This window comes from Nocardioides sp. zg-1230, from assembly GCF_013155335.1.
Classification (GTDB): domain Bacteria; phylum Actinomycetota; class Actinomycetes; order Propionibacteriales; family Nocardioidaceae; genus Nocardioides.
Genome location: NZ_JABJQZ010000001.1, coordinates 87,369 through 102,944 on the forward strand (window position 1 = coordinate 87,369; position 15,576 = coordinate 102,944).

The 15,576-nt window shown below is 73.0% G+C and carries 14 protein-coding genes; 7 read left to right on the forward strand and 7 right to left on the reverse strand.

Going from position 1 to position 15,576, the window contains the following annotated elements:
* Nucleotides 1–48: 48 nt before the first annotated feature.
* Nucleotides 49–444, reverse strand: a complete 396-nt coding sequence (locus HOO61_RS00420) for a hypothetical protein (protein ID WP_172255910.1) — start codon at nt 442–444, stop codon at nt 49–51.
* 40 nt (nt 445–484) lie between these two features.
* Between HOO61_RS00420 and HOO61_RS00425 the strand changes: the two genes are divergently transcribed.
* Nucleotides 485–1,606 (forward strand): ATP-dependent DNA ligase, encoded by a 1,122-nt coding sequence (locus HOO61_RS00425; RefSeq protein WP_367649961.1) that lies wholly within the window; start codon nt 485–487, stop codon nt 1,604–1,606.
* Nucleotides 1,603–2,187 (forward strand): hypothetical protein, encoded by a 585-nt coding sequence (locus tag HOO61_RS00430; RefSeq protein WP_172255912.1) that lies wholly within the window; start codon nt 1,603–1,605, stop codon nt 2,185–2,187. Before HOO61_RS00425 ends, HOO61_RS00430 begins: the two co-directional genes overlap by 4 nt.
* A gap of 11 nt (nt 2,188–2,198) precedes the next feature.
* On the opposite strand, the gene HOO61_RS00435 is transcribed toward HOO61_RS00430, so the two are convergent.
* Entirely contained in the window at nt 2,199–3,332 is a 1,134-nt protein-coding gene (locus HOO61_RS00435) for a sulfotransferase family protein (RefSeq protein ID WP_172255914.1), read from the reverse strand.
* A gap of 76 nt (nt 3,333–3,408) precedes the next feature.
* Here HOO61_RS00435 and HOO61_RS00440 point away from each other — a divergent pair, with 76 nt between their 5' ends.
* Nucleotides 3,409–6,165 carry a stealth conserved region 3 domain-containing protein gene (locus tag HOO61_RS00440; RefSeq protein WP_172255917.1) on the forward strand — a complete coding sequence of 919 codons (2,757 nt, stop codon included), beginning with the start codon at nt 3,409–3,411 and terminating at the stop codon, nt 6,163–6,165.
* A 61-nt stretch (nt 6,166–6,226) separates the two neighbouring features.
* Here the strand turns inward: HOO61_RS00440 and HOO61_RS00445 are convergent, their stop codons facing one another.
* Complete coding sequence (locus tag HOO61_RS00445; RefSeq protein ID WP_172255920.1) at nt 6,227–7,324, reverse strand: DNA polymerase domain-containing protein; 1,098 nt, start codon at nt 7,322–7,324, stop codon at nt 6,227–6,229.
* Nucleotides 7,325–7,375: 51 nt separating this feature from the next.
* Between HOO61_RS00445 and msrB the strand changes: the two genes are divergently transcribed.
* The gene (gene msrB, locus HOO61_RS00450; RefSeq protein ID WP_172255923.1) at nt 7,376–7,774 is read left to right on the forward strand and encodes a peptide-methionine (R)-S-oxide reductase MsrB; all 399 of its coding nucleotides are present in this window, start codon (nt 7,376–7,378) and stop codon (nt 7,772–7,774) included.
* Here the strand turns inward: msrB and HOO61_RS00455 are convergent.
* Nucleotides 7,758–8,933, reverse strand: a complete 1,176-nt coding sequence (locus tag HOO61_RS00455) for a helix-turn-helix transcriptional regulator (protein WP_172255926.1) — start codon at nt 8,931–8,933, stop codon at nt 7,758–7,760. The two genes, msrB and HOO61_RS00455, sit on opposite strands and share 17 nt — an antisense overlap.
* 172 nt (nt 8,934–9,105) lie before the next feature.
* Between HOO61_RS00455 and HOO61_RS00460 the strand changes: the two genes are divergently transcribed.
* Entirely contained in the window at nt 9,106–10,512 is a 1,407-nt protein-coding gene (locus HOO61_RS00460; protein ID WP_172255929.1) for an FAD-binding oxidoreductase, read from the forward strand.
* Between the two features lie 86 nt (nt 10,513–10,598).
* Here the strand turns inward: HOO61_RS00460 and HOO61_RS00465 are convergent, their stop codons facing one another.
* The 3 genes from HOO61_RS00465 to hemG all read right to left on the reverse strand — a co-directional run bounded on the left by HOO61_RS00465 (nt 10,599) and on the right by hemG (nt 13,584).
* Complete coding sequence (locus HOO61_RS00465) at nt 10,599–11,444, reverse strand: hypothetical protein (protein ID WP_172255932.1); 846 nt, start codon at nt 11,442–11,444, stop codon at nt 10,599–10,601.
* Between the two features lie 66 nt (nt 11,445–11,510).
* Nucleotides 11,511–12,230, reverse strand: a complete 720-nt coding sequence (hemQ, locus tag HOO61_RS00470) for a hydrogen peroxide-dependent heme synthase (RefSeq protein ID WP_172255936.1) — start codon at nt 12,228–12,230, stop codon at nt 11,511–11,513.
* A gap of 4 nt (nt 12,231–12,234) precedes the next feature.
* On the reverse strand, nt 12,235–13,584 hold the full coding sequence (hemG, locus tag HOO61_RS00475) for a protoporphyrinogen oxidase (protein WP_367649962.1): 1,350 nt from the start codon (nt 13,582–13,584) through the stop codon (nt 12,235–12,237).
* Between the two features lie 54 nt (nt 13,585–13,638).
* Between hemG and HOO61_RS00480 the strand changes: the two genes are divergently transcribed.
* Nucleotides 13,639–14,496: an NYN domain-containing protein gene (locus tag HOO61_RS00480; protein ID WP_172255938.1), complete on the forward strand. Its 858-nt coding sequence runs from the start codon at nt 13,639–13,641 to the stop codon at nt 14,494–14,496.
* A gap of 58 nt (nt 14,497–14,554) precedes the next feature.
* Nucleotides 14,555–15,541, forward strand: coding sequence for a DUF4349 domain-containing protein (locus tag HOO61_RS00485; RefSeq protein WP_172255941.1), 987 nt, complete (start codon nt 14,555–14,557; stop codon nt 15,539–15,541).
* Nucleotides 15,542–15,576 lie beyond the last annotated feature (35 nt).

Consider the following 15,576-nt stretch of genomic DNA (forward strand, 5'->3'; position numbering starts at 1 on the left):
CCGCTCATCATGCCCACTTCGCGCAGGCTCAATCCCACCGGCCCCGAGTCAGGTCGAGCGCCGACGTACGACGCGCACGAGGAACCAGACCCCCACCGCCGCGACGAGCAGGCTCGGGACCACCCATTCGCCACCGGTCCGCAGCCCGAGGACGGTCAGCCAGCCCGCCAGGACGGCCAGGCCGAGGTCGAGCGCGGTGCCGTGCCGGAGGTCGGCGGCTGCCACAGCCGCGTCGGTTCCCACGGCACGCGCGATCGCCAGGAGGAGTGTCGCCGCAGCGGCGTAGAAGGTGTAGACCGCCAACGCCTGCATCGCCGGCAGGTCGCCGGCTCCGGTGGCGAGGATGCTCCACCCCAGCAGGACGCCGACCGCGACCAGCAGCAGGTCGAGCGCGACCTCGACCCACCGGCCACGGGTTCGCGACGGTGCGACGGCGCGTGTCATGCGGGCAGTCTAGGAAGGCGCTCCCCACTAGGCTCGCGGTGTGGACCTCCCCGTGATGCCGCCCGTGCAGCCGATGCTCGCCAAGAGCGTCAGCGGGGTGCCCGACCCGGCGAAGCACGGGGGCCTGAGCTTCGAGCCCAAGTGGGACGGCTTCCGCTGCCTGGTCTTCAAGGACGGCGACGAGGTCGAGCTCGCCAGCCGCAACACCAAGCCCCTGACCCGCTACTTCCCCGAGGTGGTGGAGGCCTGCCGCCGCCAGCTGCCGGAGCGCATCGTGCTCGACGGCGAGATCTTCGTCGGCCTGCAGGGGCCCGACGGCTGGCGGCTCGAGTTCGAGACCCTGCAGGAGCGCATCCACCCGGCTGCGAGCCGCGTCGACAAGCTCGCTGCCGAGACGCCCGCCGGGTTCGTCGCCTTCGACCTCCTCGCGCTGGGCGACGACTCGTTCATGGACCGCCCGCTCTCCGAGCGCCGCGCCGCGCTCGTCGAGGCGCTGGGCCACCTCGACGGGTCCGGCCCGTGCTTCCTCACCCGCACCACCGAGGACCCCGCCGAGGCCGAGCGCTGGTTCGACGAGTTCGAGGGCGCCGGGCTCGACGGTGTGGTCGCCAAGCCGCTGGGGTCGGCGTACGAGCCCAACAAGCGCACCATGCTCAAGATCAAGCACGAGCGCACCGCCGACGTCGTCCTCGCCGGCTACCGTGAGCACAAGACGTCCACGCCGGAGGCGCCGCTGGTCGGCTCGCTCCTCCTCGGGTTGTACGACGACGAGGGCGAGCTGCAGCACATCGGTGTCTCGGCCAGCTTCACCGCCGCGCGCCGCGCCGAGCTGTGGCACGAGCTGCAGCCGCTGGTCTGCGACATCGCCGAGCACCCGTGGGGGCGGTGGAACGAGTTCCTCACCGCGAACCCGGACCGGGTCCCCGGCACCCAGAGCCGCTGGAGCGCCGGCAAGGACCTGGGGTTCACCGCACTGCGACCCGAGCGCGTGCTCGAGGTGAAGTACGACCACATGGAGGGCCGCCGGTTCCGGCACACCGCCCACTTCAAGAGGTGGCGCCCCGACCGCGACCCGGAGAGCTGCGGCTATGCCCAGCTCGACGAGCCGGCGGGCTACGACCTCACTAGAATCCTCAGTACCGACCCCGGAGGCGAGTCATGACCGACCACACCGACCACCCCGACGACTCGATCCACGACGGGCAGGGCACCTACGACGTGGTGCTCCTCGTCGAGCAGGCCCTCACGCCTGCCGATGCGAAGCAGGTGCGCTCGCTCCACACGGAGATCGAGGACCCCGTCGTCTACCACGTGCTGCTGCCCCTCGAGGACGCCGCGGCGCGCATCGAGGCCTCGCTCGGCACCCTCGGCGCCGGTGACCTGATGGCCGCCCCCGCCCTGGCGATGAACGACGTCGACATCGAGGCGCTGCGCCGCGAGTGCGAGGAGCACTCCTCCTCCGACCTGCAGAAGACGATCCTCGCCATGCACGACGCCGGCGGCACCGCCCACGGCAAGGTCACCTCGGAGCCCCCGGTCGACGCACTGGCCGCGCTGGTCACGGCGGTCGACGCGCGCGAGGCCATCATCCTGACCCGCCCCCACGTGGTCGCGGAGTTCTTCCACGTCGACTGGACGTCGCGGGCCCGCCGCAAGCTCGGCGTCCCGGTCCTCCACCTCATCGAGCACGAGAACTTCGACGAGCAGGCCTCCGGCTCCGGCGAGGGCGTCACCGGCGTCTGAGCCGGCCTGTCTCAGCGGCGGGCGACGCGGCGTACGACGGCGCGGCGCAGGATCGCGGCCGCCTCCCGGCCGCCGACGGTGGGCTGGGGCGCGCTACGGGCCTGCTCGAGATCGCGGCGCAGCTGCTGCACGGTGGCCCGCTGGGCGTCACGCGCCTGCCGGCCGGCGAGGGTGGACTCGGCCTTCGTGTGGTCGAAGGTGAGCGCGACGGCGTCGGCGTAGCGCGAGCGGTAGTCCTCGTGGATCTCGTCGAGCCGCGCGAGCGTGCCGGGGTCGTGCGGGATCGTGGTGAGCACACCGAGCAGCTGCCAGACCTCCTCGGCCATGTCGCGCAGCCAGTCGGGCGTGCGGACGTCGTCCCAGGTGAGCTGCGACTTCCGCATCGACGGCTCGATGAAGTCGTCGACGGCGTGGTGCTCGCGCTCACCGGGAGCCGCCGAGAGGTCGATGTTCAGCTCGAGCTCGAGCTGCTGCTGCACCGGCGCGAGCGCTGCGCGCCAGTCGGCCAGCAGGTCGACGTACCTCACGAACGAGCGCTTCGACCCACGCCCGGCCTGCTCGGTGAGCAGCGCGGCGTGCACCCAGCCGGCGACGTTGGAGGTCTCCTTGGTGAGGCGAAGCTCCTCGGACTGGCTGGACAGGTAGGCGATGTCGCGGGAGCCGACGACCTCGGCGGGGTGGCGCAGCGCGGTCAGCCAGCGCAGGTCGGCGCCGAGCTCGGCGCTGACAACCTCCCACACCTGGGCGAACCAGAACGCGTGCGGGTCCTTGACGACGATCTGGGCGCCCCCTCGCTCCGGCGCCGTGAGCTGCCCCGCGAGCCACTCGTGGAGCTCGCCGGTCGGGACGCCGGTCTCGACGTGCCGGGCGACGATCTCGACGGCGGCCGGACGGCTGTCGATGTTGAAGAGCGCGAGCTCCTTGAGGTGGCGCTTGTGGAAGTCGATGACCCACTGCGGCTCGTAGAACCCACGCGGGTTGGTCTCGGAGGCCTCGACCTCGGGCTGCGGCACGTGCAGGCCGAGCCGCTTCAACGTGCCGGCGAGCGAGCTCGTGCCGCTGCGACCGGACCCGGAGACCAGGACCAGCGGGGTGCCCTGCTGAGCGTTCGTGCGGGCATCCGGCTGGTCGGGGGACGTCGGCATGCGGGTCACCCTATCGGCCGGTGGCGCTCCCCCTAGGATCGTGGCGACCCCGCTCCCGGACAGGACTGAGGACCACGTGGCACTGACCGACAGGCTCGGCGGGAAGGTGCGCTCCGCGATGCGCCGGGTGCGCGGCGACGGCCCGCTGGACGTCGTGTACGTCCTCTTCAACGCCGACGGCATGGGCGGCACCGCCCGGTCCGGGATCGAGCAGGCCAACGCGCTGGTCGGGCTCGGCGAAGGTCATCGCGTGCGCATCCTCAGCGTGACGCGCAGCGGCGACGCGACCCACTACCCGCTGGCCGACGGCGTCGACGTCACCTACCTCGTCGACGTACGACCCGAGCGCCCCGTCGCGGTCGCCGGCGGCCATCCGGCCGAGCTGGCGCAGCGCGAGTCCACGATCGTGCCGCGCAGCTGGGACGCGCTCTACAACGGCCTCACCGACGTCACGATGCGCGAGGCGCTCGGCAGCATCGAGGCAGACGTCCTCGTCACCACCACTCCCGAGCTGCTGGCCGTGGTGGCCCAGCTCGCCCCCGCCGACGTCGCGCTGGTGCACCAGGAGCACCGCGCGTCCTCGAGCCGGGTCAACGACCTGGGCGCGCTGCTGCAGTTCGCGCCGCGGGCCGACGTCGTGGTGTCGCTGACCGAGTCGATGTCGCGCTGGCTGGCCGGACGCCTCGGCGGGGCGGCGCCCGAGCTCCAGGTCATCCCCAACCCGTTGCCCTCGCACGCGCAGGCCCGCTCGTCGCTCGACCAGCGGACGTTCGTGAGCGCCGGTCGGCTGGCGCCGGAGAAGCAGTTCGAGCACCTCGTCGACGCGTTCTGGCGCATCCACGAGCAGGTCCCGGGCTGGACGCTCACCATCTGGGGCGACGGGCCCCGCGCCGACAACCTCGCCGCGCAGGTGCGCAAGCTCGGCCTCGAGGACCGCGTGCACATGCCCGGCTCGACCGACGACCTGGCCGCCGAGTGGGCGCGCGCCAGCGTCGCGGTCCTCGCCTCCCGGGGCGAGGGCTACCCGCTCGTGCTGCAGGAGGCGATGTCGGCAGGCGTGCCACCGGTGTCGTACGACTGCCCGTCGGGCCCGCGCGAGATGATCACCCACGACGTCGACGGGCTCCTCGTGCCGCCGGCGTCGAAGGCGGCGCTGGCCGCGGCGATGCTGCGGATCGCGACCGACGACGACCTGCGAGCCCGTTTCGGCGCCGCCGCGCTCGAGCGTTCGCACGGCTGGGACGGCGAGGTGCTGGCCCGCCAGTGGGTCGAGACCTTCCGCACCGCCGTCGCCCGCCGCGCCGACCCGCTCGCCCCGCGTCGGGTGCTGCACGGCCTGCGACCCGGCCCGCTCGGCGACCTTCCCGAGACCGACGGCGCGCGTGGCGTCACTCCCGCCCAGGCGCGTACGACGTCCCTGCGGGCGCTGACCTCCGCCGCGGCTGCGACCGGCGGGGGATGGTTCGTGGTGCCGGCGCGCGGGCTCGACCCGCACCCCGTGGTCGTCGTCCCGTCCTCGCACCGGGGCGACTTCCTGTCGGCGCTGGCCGCCGGCCCGGTGCCCGACTGGCTGTCCGTGCGCGACCCGGCCGAGCGCGGCTGGCCCGAACGCCGCGGCACGGTCGCGGTGATGACGTCCGAGCTGGCGAGGACCCGCACGGCCACGCTCCTCCTCGAGCCGTGGCCGATGCGCGGCGGGCACGACGGGGTGCTGGGCGAGGGCGTCGAGGTGGCCGTGCAGTTCTGGGAGGAGTCGCCCGAGGGCGACCTGCTGGCGCCCGGCCCCAACCGCTGGGGCGATCGCGTGCCGGCCGGCACCCCCCGCACCACGACCACGGTCGACGACGTCGAGGTCCCGACGCTCGAGCTCATGGCGCTGCCCACGATCGACGACGTCCGCTTCGACGTCGACGTCGTCTACACGTGGGTCGACGGCGACGACGAGGCGTGGCTCTCCGCCCGCGACGAGCGGATCCGCTCGCTCGGCGGCACCCCGAGCGACCGCGCCGGCGGTGCCTCGCGCTACCGCAGCCGTGACGAGCTGCGCTACTCGATGCGCAGCATCCACCTCTTCGCACCGTGGGTGCGGCGGATCCACCTGGTGACCGCCGGCCAGGTGCCGCCGTGGCTCGACACCACCCATGACCGGGTCCGGGTCGTCGACCACCGCGAGATCCTGCCGGCGTCGGCGCTGCCGACCTTCAGCTCCCACGCGATCGAGACCCGCCTGCACGCCGTGCCCGACCTCGCCGACCACTTCGTCTACGTCAACGACGACGTCTTCCTCGGCCGGCCGCGGCGCCCGGAGCACTTCTTCGCCCCCGGCGGGCAGTACGCGGCCTTCGTCGCCGACCACCGCGCCGTCGGGCTCCCCGGCACCGACGACCGGCCCTACCTGACCGCCGCGCAGAACAACCGCCGCGTGCTCGCCGACGCCTTCGGGGTGACGCTGACCCACACGATGATGCACAGCCCGCACCCGCAGCGGCGTACGACGCTGGAGGAGATCTCGGCCCGCTTCCCCGAGGAGGTCGAGCGCACCACGCACGCACCGTTCCGCTCCGATACCGACCTGTCGATGCTGTCGTCCTTCGCGCAGAGCTACGGGCTCGTCACCGGCCAGGCCTTCCGCGCCAGCGCCCACCACGGCTACGTCGACCTCGGCCACCAGCAGCTGCCGGTCCAGCTGAAGCAGATGCTCAAGCGCGACCGCGACTTCTTCTGCATCGCCGACAACCTCCTCGCCGCCTTCGACGAGGAGCGCGCCGACACGCTGCTCCACGACTTCCTCGAGCAGTACTTCCCGATCCCCGCCCCCTGGGAGCAGGCCTGAGCGGTGCGTGAGACACCTTCTCAGCGCTCAGAACCTGCGCCACTCACCGCTCGGGACGCGCTCAGTCGGCGATGCGGTTGCCGTCGGCGTCCCAGTGGGACTCGACCTTCTTCGACGGCTGCACGCGGGGCGGCTCGCCCGGCATCTTCGGGTGGTCGGGCGGGAAGTTGAGCTCGACGGGGTGCTCCTCCCAGAGGTCGAGGAGCGGCTGGAGCGAGTGGTGCACGTCGTCGATCGCGGCCCACGGGTCGCCGTCGGCGGCGAGCCGCTCCGGCACGGTGAAGAGGTTGAAGCCCGACGGCGAGCCGAGGGACGCGAGCTCGTCCCACGTCACCGGCGTCGAGACCGGGGCGCCGGCGATCGGGCGCAGGGAGTACGCCGACGCGATCGTGCGGTCGCGGGTGTTCTGGTTGAAGTCGACGAAGATCCGCTCGCCGCGCTCCTCCTTCCACCAGGCGGTGGTCACACCCTCGTCACGCTTCTCGAGCTCGCGACCGAAGGCGATGGCCGCGTGCCGGACGGCGGCGAAGTCCCACTGCGGCTCGATCCGGACGTAGATGTGGATCCCCCGGTTGCCCGACGTCTTCGCGAATCCGGTCATCGCGAGGTCGGCGAGCAGCTCGCGCGCGACCCCGGCGACGCGCACGGCGTCGGCGAACGTCGTACCGGGCTGGGGGTCGAGGTCGATGCGCAGCTCGTCGGGGTGGTCCCCCCAGGAATCAGACGCAGTGGTGCGTCGCACGGGCCAGGGGTGGAAGGTCAGCGTGCCCATGTGCGCGCACCACACCGGCACCGCGATCTCGGTCGGGCAGATCTCGTCGGCGGTGCGGCCCGACGGGAAGGTGATCGTGGCGGTCTCGAGGTAGTCGGGAGCTCCCTTGGGCACCCGCTTCTGGTAGAACGCGTCGGCGTTGCGGTCCTGCGGCCCGGTCGCGAGCTTCATGCCGGGACGTACGCCGCTCGTCCACCGTTCGAGTGCCGTCGGCCGGTCGCGCAGGGCGCGCATGAGGCCGTCCTCGACGCTCGCGAAGTACTCCGCGACCATCAGCTTGGTGACCTCGGGCGTCGAGTCGGTCGCCTCGTAGATCACCCGCTCCGGGGAGGAGATCCTGACCTCGCGCTCCCCCGCGCGGACGTACGCCTCCGACGCCTTCGCCATGTCACGACCCTAGCCGGGCCCATCGCTGGAGCGCCTCCGTAAACTGGCGCCATGGCCTACGACGTGCAGAAGACCGACGAGCAGTGGCGCGAGGAGCTCAGCCCCGAGGAGTACGCCGTGCTGCGGCAGGCCGGCACCGAGCGGGCGTTCACCGGTGAGTACACGGACACCGAGACGGAGGGCACCTACTCCTGCAAGGCGTGCGGGTCGGAGCTCTTCACCAGCGACACCAAGTTCCACTCCGGCTGTGGTTGGCCGAGCTTCTACCAGCCGATGACCGACACGGTGGAGTACATCGAGGACAACTCGCACGGGATGAAGCGCGTGGAGGTCCGCTGCGCGACGTGCGGCTCGCACCTCGGCCACGTCTTCCCCGACGGCTTCGGCACGCCGACCGGCGACCGTTACTGCATCAACTCGATCAGCATCACGCTCAACGAGAAGAAGTAGCGGTTTCCTGACGCGGCTCCGGCACCGCCGGGGCGAACCAGCCCGACGGGCTGAGCTCCGCGCCCATCCGAGGGACGTACTGGTCGAAGTAGACCCGCGAGATCAGCTCACGGCGGCTGCGCACGTCGGCCTTCAGGAACACCGTCTTGAGGTGGTCCTGCACCGTCCACGGTGACACGTGCAGGCTGGCGGCGATCTCCTTGGTGTCGAGGCCCTGCAGGACGAGCTGGGTCACGTCACGCTCGCGCGGCGTGAGGTCGAAGGCGGCCACGACGAGGGAGACGATCTCGGGCGGCCGCGCCTCCTCGATGGTGACGACCACGTCGCCCACGCCGCGGTCCCCGGCTGCCGACAGGGGCGCCGCGTGCAGCACCAGCCACGTCCCGTTGCTCGTCCGGACACGGGACCGCGGCATCGTGGCGGTCTCGCCGCGGGCGAGGCGACGGGCCGCACCGAGGAGCGAGGCGATCATCCCGGCCGGGTCGCCGCCCGAGTCGCCCGAGCTGAGCTCGCGCAGGCGGGCCTCGGCCCCCAGGCTCATCTGCGTGATCCTGTCGTCGGCGCCCACGATGAGCACGGCCGGTCCCCCGACCGCCGCGCCTGCGTCCGACTCGGAGAGCCGGCAGAGCATGCCGGTGCGCACGCCGCGCGCGAACACCTCGGTGAGGGAGGCCATGAACTCGACCTCGGCGGTGCCGAACGGGGCGTCGTCCGGGCCGCGGAACAGCGCGAGCGCGCCCCACGCCGCGCCCGCCTCGCGGAAGACCAGGCGCAGCTCGTCGGCGAATCCGAAGTTGGGCTTCATGAACCGGCTCATCCGGCCCGACCGCTCGACCTCGCCGTCGGTGACGGCGTGCACGCCCGCGGCCGGCACCGCAGCGCGCGCCAGCTCGCCGAACGCGGTCGGCTCGCTGGTGCCGTACTCGATCAGCCCGAACTCGTGGTCGTAGGTGTTGGTGTCGCGGAGCGCGCCGTACTTGCGGGCGCTGGTGAGCAGGAAGGTGGCCGGGTCGTGCGTGCCGAGGCACGCCCCGACCGCCGGCACGGCGCGGCCGACAGACTCGACCGCCTCCTCGAGGAACGTCTCGAGGTCGAGCCCCGCGCGCGACACGACGTCCACGTCGCGGCGCACGCGCTCGGCGAGCAGGGGCGTGGGCATGGACCCGAGTGTGGGGGACGGACCGCCGCCAGCGCACTCCCATAACTCTGGGAGGCACCACTGGTCCAGATCACTGGGAGCGCAACTCCCCTGCTGACTGGGATCGCCGCGGCCCCGTCGCCGGCGCCATCCTCGTCGGGTCAGCTCCACCCGAACGAGAGAAGAACCCACGATGACCACCATCGACACCCCGGCCGACACCCCGGCCGACACCCCAGCCGACACCCCGGCCGAGCACCTGCGAGGCCTCTGCGGCGGAGCCGTGCACCTCCCGGGCGACGAGGCGTACGACGTCCTCCGTACCCCGTGGAACCTGGCAGCCGACCTGCGGCCCGCGGCCGTGGCCGTTCCCCGCAGCGCGGCCGACGTCGCCGACGTCATGCACGCCGCGCTCGACGCCGGGCTCCGGGTAGCCCCGATCAGCACGGGCCACGCCGCCGCCCTGCTCACCCTGGGCTCCCTCGACGACGTCGTCGTGGTCCGGATGTCGGCCCTGACCGGGGTCACCGTCGACCCTGAGGCGCGGATCGCCCGCGTCGAGGGCGGCACGCTGTGGCAGGACGTCGTCGAGGCGGCGGCCGAGCACGGCCTGGCCGCGCTCCACGGGAGCTCGCCCGACGTGGCGGTCGCCGGCTACTGCCTCGGCGGCGGCATCGGGTGGTACGCCCGCAAGCACGGCTTCGCCGCGAACAGCGTCGCCGCCGTGGAGCTGGTGACGCCCAACGGCGAGCTGCTGCGCGTCGACGCCGACCACCACGCCGACCTCTTCTGGGCGCTACGCGGGGGCGGCGGCAACTTCGGCGTCGTGACGGCGCTGGAGATCTCCCTCCTGCCCCACGCCGACGCCTACGCCGGCATGCTCCTCTGGGACCGCGAGGCCGCGCCGGAGGTGCTGCGCGCCTGGGCGGCGTGGACGCAGGACGCGCCGGAGGAGGTCACCACGTCGTTCCGCGTGCTGTCCTTCCCACCGCTGCCCGAGCTGCCGCCGTTCCTCAGCGGGCGCCAGCTCGTCGTCATCGACGGAGCCGTCCTGGCCGACGACCGGACGGCCGAGGAGCTGCTCGCGCCCCTGCGCGCGCTCGCCCCTGAGATGGACACCTTCGCCCGGGTGCCGGCCACCGCGGTCACCCGGATCCACATGGACCCCGAGGGCGGTGCGCCGTCCGGGGCCGACCACACGCTGCTGGCCGACCTGCCGGAGGAGGCCGTGCAGGCCTTCCTCACGGAGGTCGGACCCGGCACGACGACGACGTTGCTGGCCGCGGAGCTCCGTCAGCTCGGCGGCGCACTCGCCCGTCGTACGGAGTCGGGCGGGGCGGTGGGCGCGGTCGACGCCCGGTTCGCGGCGTTCTTCGTCGGCATCGCGCCCACGCCCGAGGCGTACGCAGCGGTCCGCGCGGACGCCGCCCGCGTGGTCGCCGCCCTCGAGCCGTGGTCCGCGCAGCGAGAGCTGCCCACCTTCGCCGAGCACGCCGACAGCGCCCGCCGCTGCTACGACGAGGCCGACTGGGCGCGTCTCCGCGCGCTACGGGCACAGGTCGACCCCGGTGGCCGGATGCGGGCGGGGCACGTCATCTGATCCACCCACCCGATATCTGAGGACGTGATGCACGTGGATCGGCCCGATCCGCGTTCACCGCGTCCTCAGATATCTGCCGGCCCGGGTCAGGAGGCGGGGACCAGCGACGAGCTGATCCGCACGAGCCCGTCGCCGTACGTCGCGTCGGCCCACTCCTGGATCGAACCGTCGTCGTAGACGACCTGCGCGTCGAGCGAGTCGGGCGCCGACGACCCGCTGGTCAGCAGCTGGTCGCCGAGCGCGGCCTGCAGCTCCTGGTTGACCTCGTTGAGGTCGGCGTCACTCTTCTCGACGACCGTCACGCACAGCAGCCCGCCCCACGTCTCGCGCAGGGTCGACTCGGCCGCCTCGGCGTCGCCGGTCACCGCGACGCTGATCGTGCCGTTGCTCAGCCAGGAGCTGGCATAGGTCGGCAGCGCGGAGGCAGCCGCGAGGGTGGCGTCCATGTCCTCGGGGGTCGCCTTCTCGGGATCGGTCGTGGTCGCGACGTCGCACGCCGGGTCCAGGCCACCGGCGCCCGGCTGCTTCATCACGTCGTACAGCGCGGCCGGGATGGCGTCGGTGACGGTGAACGTCGTGCCGTCGTAGGTGCCGGTCAGGGCGTACTGCCCCCAGGTCACCCCACCCGCCTCCTCCGAGCCGACGTCGCCCCAGTCGAAGTCGGCGAGGGCGGGCCCGCCGCACTGGGGCGGGTAGGACTCGGCGACGGCGCCCAGGCACATCTCCGGACCGCCGCCGGAGTCGAGCACGGTCACGAGCCCGCTCGTGCGCACCTCACCGTCCGGCACCGGTGTCGGCGCCTCACCCGTCGTCGCGGTCGCGGCGGAGTCACCCGAGCTCGACGGGTCGACGGCCTTCATCTCGGCCTCGGTGGAGCAGGCGGTGGCGGCGCCCAGCAGGGACAGCACGGCAGCAGCGGCGAGGATCCTCATGGTCCTCCGACGCTACCGCTGCCCGAGCCGTTCCCGGGTCAGCACCGGGCGGGTCAGGCAGGCGGGTCAGGGCAGGCGGTCGAGCAGCTCCTTCGGCGTGACGCGGGCACCGGTGTAGAACGGCACCTCCTCGCGCACGTGGCGGCGGGCGTCGGAGGCGCGCAGGTCGCGCATCAGGTCGACGATGCGGTGCAGCTCGTCGGCCTCGAAGGCCAGCATCCACTCGTAGTCGCCGAGGGCGAACGAGGCGACCGTGTTGGCGCGTACGTCGGCATAGCCGCGGGCCTGCTGGCCGTGCTGGGCGAGCATCCGGCGGCGTTCGCCGTCGTCGAGGAGGTACCACTCGTAGGACCGCACGAAGGGGTAGACGCACACGTGCGCGCGCGGCTCCTCGTCGGCGAGGAACGCCGGGATGTGCGACTTGTTGAACTCCGCCGGGCGGTGCAGCGCCATCTGCGACCAGACCGGCTCGAGGCGGCGGCCGAAGGCGGTGCGCCGGAACGCGTTGAAGGCGCCCTGCAGCTGCTGGGAGTCGGCGGCGTGCCACCACACCATGACGTCGGCGTCGGCGCGCAGCCCGCTGACGTCGTAGATCCCGCGGACCTTGACGTCCTGCTCGGCCAGCACCTCGACGAGCGCCTCGACGTCGGTCGCCTCGGCGGCGCGGTCGGCGTCGTCGCCCAGGACGTCGCGGAGCCGGAACACCGACCACATCGTGTAGCGGATGGTGTCGTTGAGCTCCCGGGTGCGGGCGGCGTTGGTCTTCTCCTGGTCCGTCTCGGTCATGAGTTCATTCTGCCCGTGTGACCGAGGCCACGGCCTGCCGGGCCGAGCCGATCACCGCGGGGATGCCGACGCCGTCGTACGCCGCCCCGCACACCGCGAGCCCGGGCTGACCGGCGACCGCGGCGCGGATCCGCGCGACGCGGTCGAGGTGACCGACGGCGTACTGCGGCAGCGCGCCACCCCACCGCTGCACGTGGGTGTCGACGGGTCGGGCGGTGATGCCGGCCATCGCGGCGAGGTCGGCGAGCGAGACGCGCACCAGCCCCTCGTCGTCGGCCTGCAGGACGGCCTCCTCGCCGTGGCGCCCGAGGGAGGTGCGCAGCACGACGACGTCGGGATCGAGGTCGCGCACCCATGCCCACTTGGCGAAGGAGAAGGTCGAGGCCTTGATGGTGCGCCGCTCGACGGGCGGTACCAGGAACCCCGACCGGTCGAACAGCGCGTCGGGGACGTCGCGCGACCGGAAGGCGAGCGTGACGACGGCGACGCTCGCGGCCTCGACGGCGGCGAGCTCCTCCGCGGCGTCCGGAGCGACCTCGCCCAGCAGGCGGGCGGTGGCGGCGGCCGGGGTCGCAAGGACGACCACGTCGGCCTCGACGGTCTCGGGGCGGGTGGTCGGTCCGACGGTCAGCGCCCATCCGCTCGTCGTACGGCTGAGGGCGCGAACGGTCGCCGAGGTGCGCACCTCGAAGCCGCCGCCCTCGACGACGAGGCCGGGCAGGCGACCCATGCCGCCGGGGAGCGTGGCGAAGACCGGGGCGGTCGAGGTCGGCACGGCCGTTGCCTGCTCGAGCAGGCTGCCGCGGCGGGCCATGGCGAGCAGCTGGGGCACGGCCGCGGCCGCGGAGATGCGGCGCGCGTGGCCGGCGTACACCCCTCCCAGCAGGGGTTCGACGAGCCGGTCGACGAGCTCGTCGCCGAGCCGGGCGGCCACCAGGTCGCCGACCGAGACGTCGTCGTCGACGAGCACGTCGGTCTCGGCGCCGGCACGGGCCAGGCCGTCAGCGCTCAGCACCCCGCTGGCGGCCAGCTGGTCGAGGTCGAAGGGCACGCCCATCAGCGAGCGCGGCATGGTGCGGAGCGCTCCCCGGGACCAGACCGCCGACGCAGCGGGCGTCGGGTGCACCACGTCGGCGCCGACCTCCGCGGCGAGCGCCAGGCCCTCGGGCCGGCGGGCCAGCATGGCCTCGGCGCCGACGTCGACGGTGAGCCCGGCGACCTCGGCACTGCGGAGCTTGCCGCCGACGTGCGGGGAGCCTTCGAGGAGCAGCACGTCACGTCCGGTCGCGGCGAGCTCCCGTGCGGCGACCAGCCCGGCGATCCCGCCACCCACGACCACCGCGTCCCGCCTCACGCCACCAGCCTGCCAGAGCCGTCCCGCAGGCCTGCGTGGACCTAGGCTGCACCCATGGAGTCCACGGGAGCCGCCGACCGCATCGCGGTCATGATCGACGCCGACAACACGCGACCCGCCTACGCCGACGAGGTGCTCGGCGAGGTCGCGAAGTACGGCGACCCGACCATCCGGCGCGTCTACGGCGACTGGACGAATCCGCACCTGACCCAGTGGGCGCGCAAGCTCAACCGCCTCGGCCTGCGCGCGATGCACCAGAACGCCTACACGTCCGGCAAGAACTCCACCGACCTCGCGCTCGTGATCGACGCGATGGACCTGCTGTACGACGGCAACGTGGAGGCGTTCGCGCTCGTCACGAGCGACAGCGACTTCACCAGCCTCGCCCACCGTCTCCGCGAGTCGGGCAAGAAGGTCTACGTGCTCGGGGAGAACAAGGCGCCGGAGTCGCTGCGCAACGCCTGCGACAAGTTCATCGACCTCGCCGTCGTCACCGACCAGTCCGACGACGAGGACGCCGACGACGAGGCCGGCGACGCCGACGAGACGGACACGCCGTCCATCAACCTGCAGAGCGCGCTCACCCGCGCGGTCAACGCGGTCTCGGACGACGACGGCTGGGCACTCCTGCCCGCGCTGGGCAACCAGCTGATCCGCACCCACCCGTCCTTCGACGCGCGCAACTTCGCCGGGCCGGGGGCGCGGCTGAGCACCCTCGTCGCCGCCCAGCCCTACCTCGAGGCCTCGGGCAGCGGGAACGCCCTGCGGGTCCGGCTCAAGGGCCACAAGCCTGCTGGGAGGAAGGCCGCTGACAAGAAGGTGCCCGACAAGGAGGCGCCGCCCACGGCTGCGCCGCCGAAGGTCACCACCACCAAGCGCACCGCGAAGCGGGCGTCGAGCAAGAAGGCCTGACGAGTCACAGTTCAGTCACGACCGGAACCGGCACCCGACCCGGCGGCGTCGGACGGCCATGACCCTCACCGCGACCCGCTCCCGCAGCGCGCGACTCCTCACCGGACTCGCCACCGCCCTCGCCATGACGGCCCTGCTGGCCGCCTGTTCGGCCGACGACAGCGGCGGCGGGGATGCCGTCTCCGGGGAGGTGTCGAGCGAGACGTCCGGCGACTCGGCCGGGAACTCGTCCGGCAGCTCGTCCGGGAGCTCGTCGGCCACCTCGTCAGGGGCGGACCGGTCGACCTCGCAGGGCGACACCGCCGGCTCGGAGGACGGATCGACTGACGGTCCGACCACTCCCGAGCTGCAGCGGTCGGTCATCTCCAGCGGCACGGTCTCGCTCGCCGGTGAGGACGTCCGGGAGACCCGCCGGGACGTGCAGCGCGTGGTCGACGCGCAGGGCGGTGAGATCACCGACGAGACCACCGAGACCGACTCCGAGGGCGACACGTCGTACGTGCGGATGGTCGTGCGCGTGCCGAGCGCGAAGTTCGGCGAGACGATGTCCGCGCTCGAGCAGGTCGGGGTGCTGCGTTCGTCCGCCCGCGGCTCGGAGGACGTGACCACCCAGGTCATCGACACCGGAGCCCGGGTCCGCGCCCAGGAGGCCAGCCTGCGCCGGGTCGAGCTGCTGCTCGCCGAGGCCCGCGACCTCAAGGACGTGATCTGGATCGAGTCCCAGCTCACCGGCCGGCAGGCCGAGCTCGACTCGTTGAAGTCGCAGCAGTCGTGGCTGTCCGACCAGACCTCGCTGTCGACCATCACCGTCGACATCTCCACCCACCAGGTCGTCGAGGACGAGCCCGAGGAGAAGGAGCGGCCCGCAGGCTTCCTGGCCGGGCTCGACGGCGGCTCGAAGGCCCTCGGGGCCGTGGTCACCGTCCTGAGCACCATCCTCGGCGCCCTGCTGCCCTTCGCCGCTGTCGCGCTGGTGCTCGGGCTGCCGGTCTGGCTCGTCCTACGCCGCCGCCGGACGGCTGCGACCCGGACGCCCGCCGCGTAGCCGCGCGGACAGAACCCGTCCCGCGACGGGGTGCC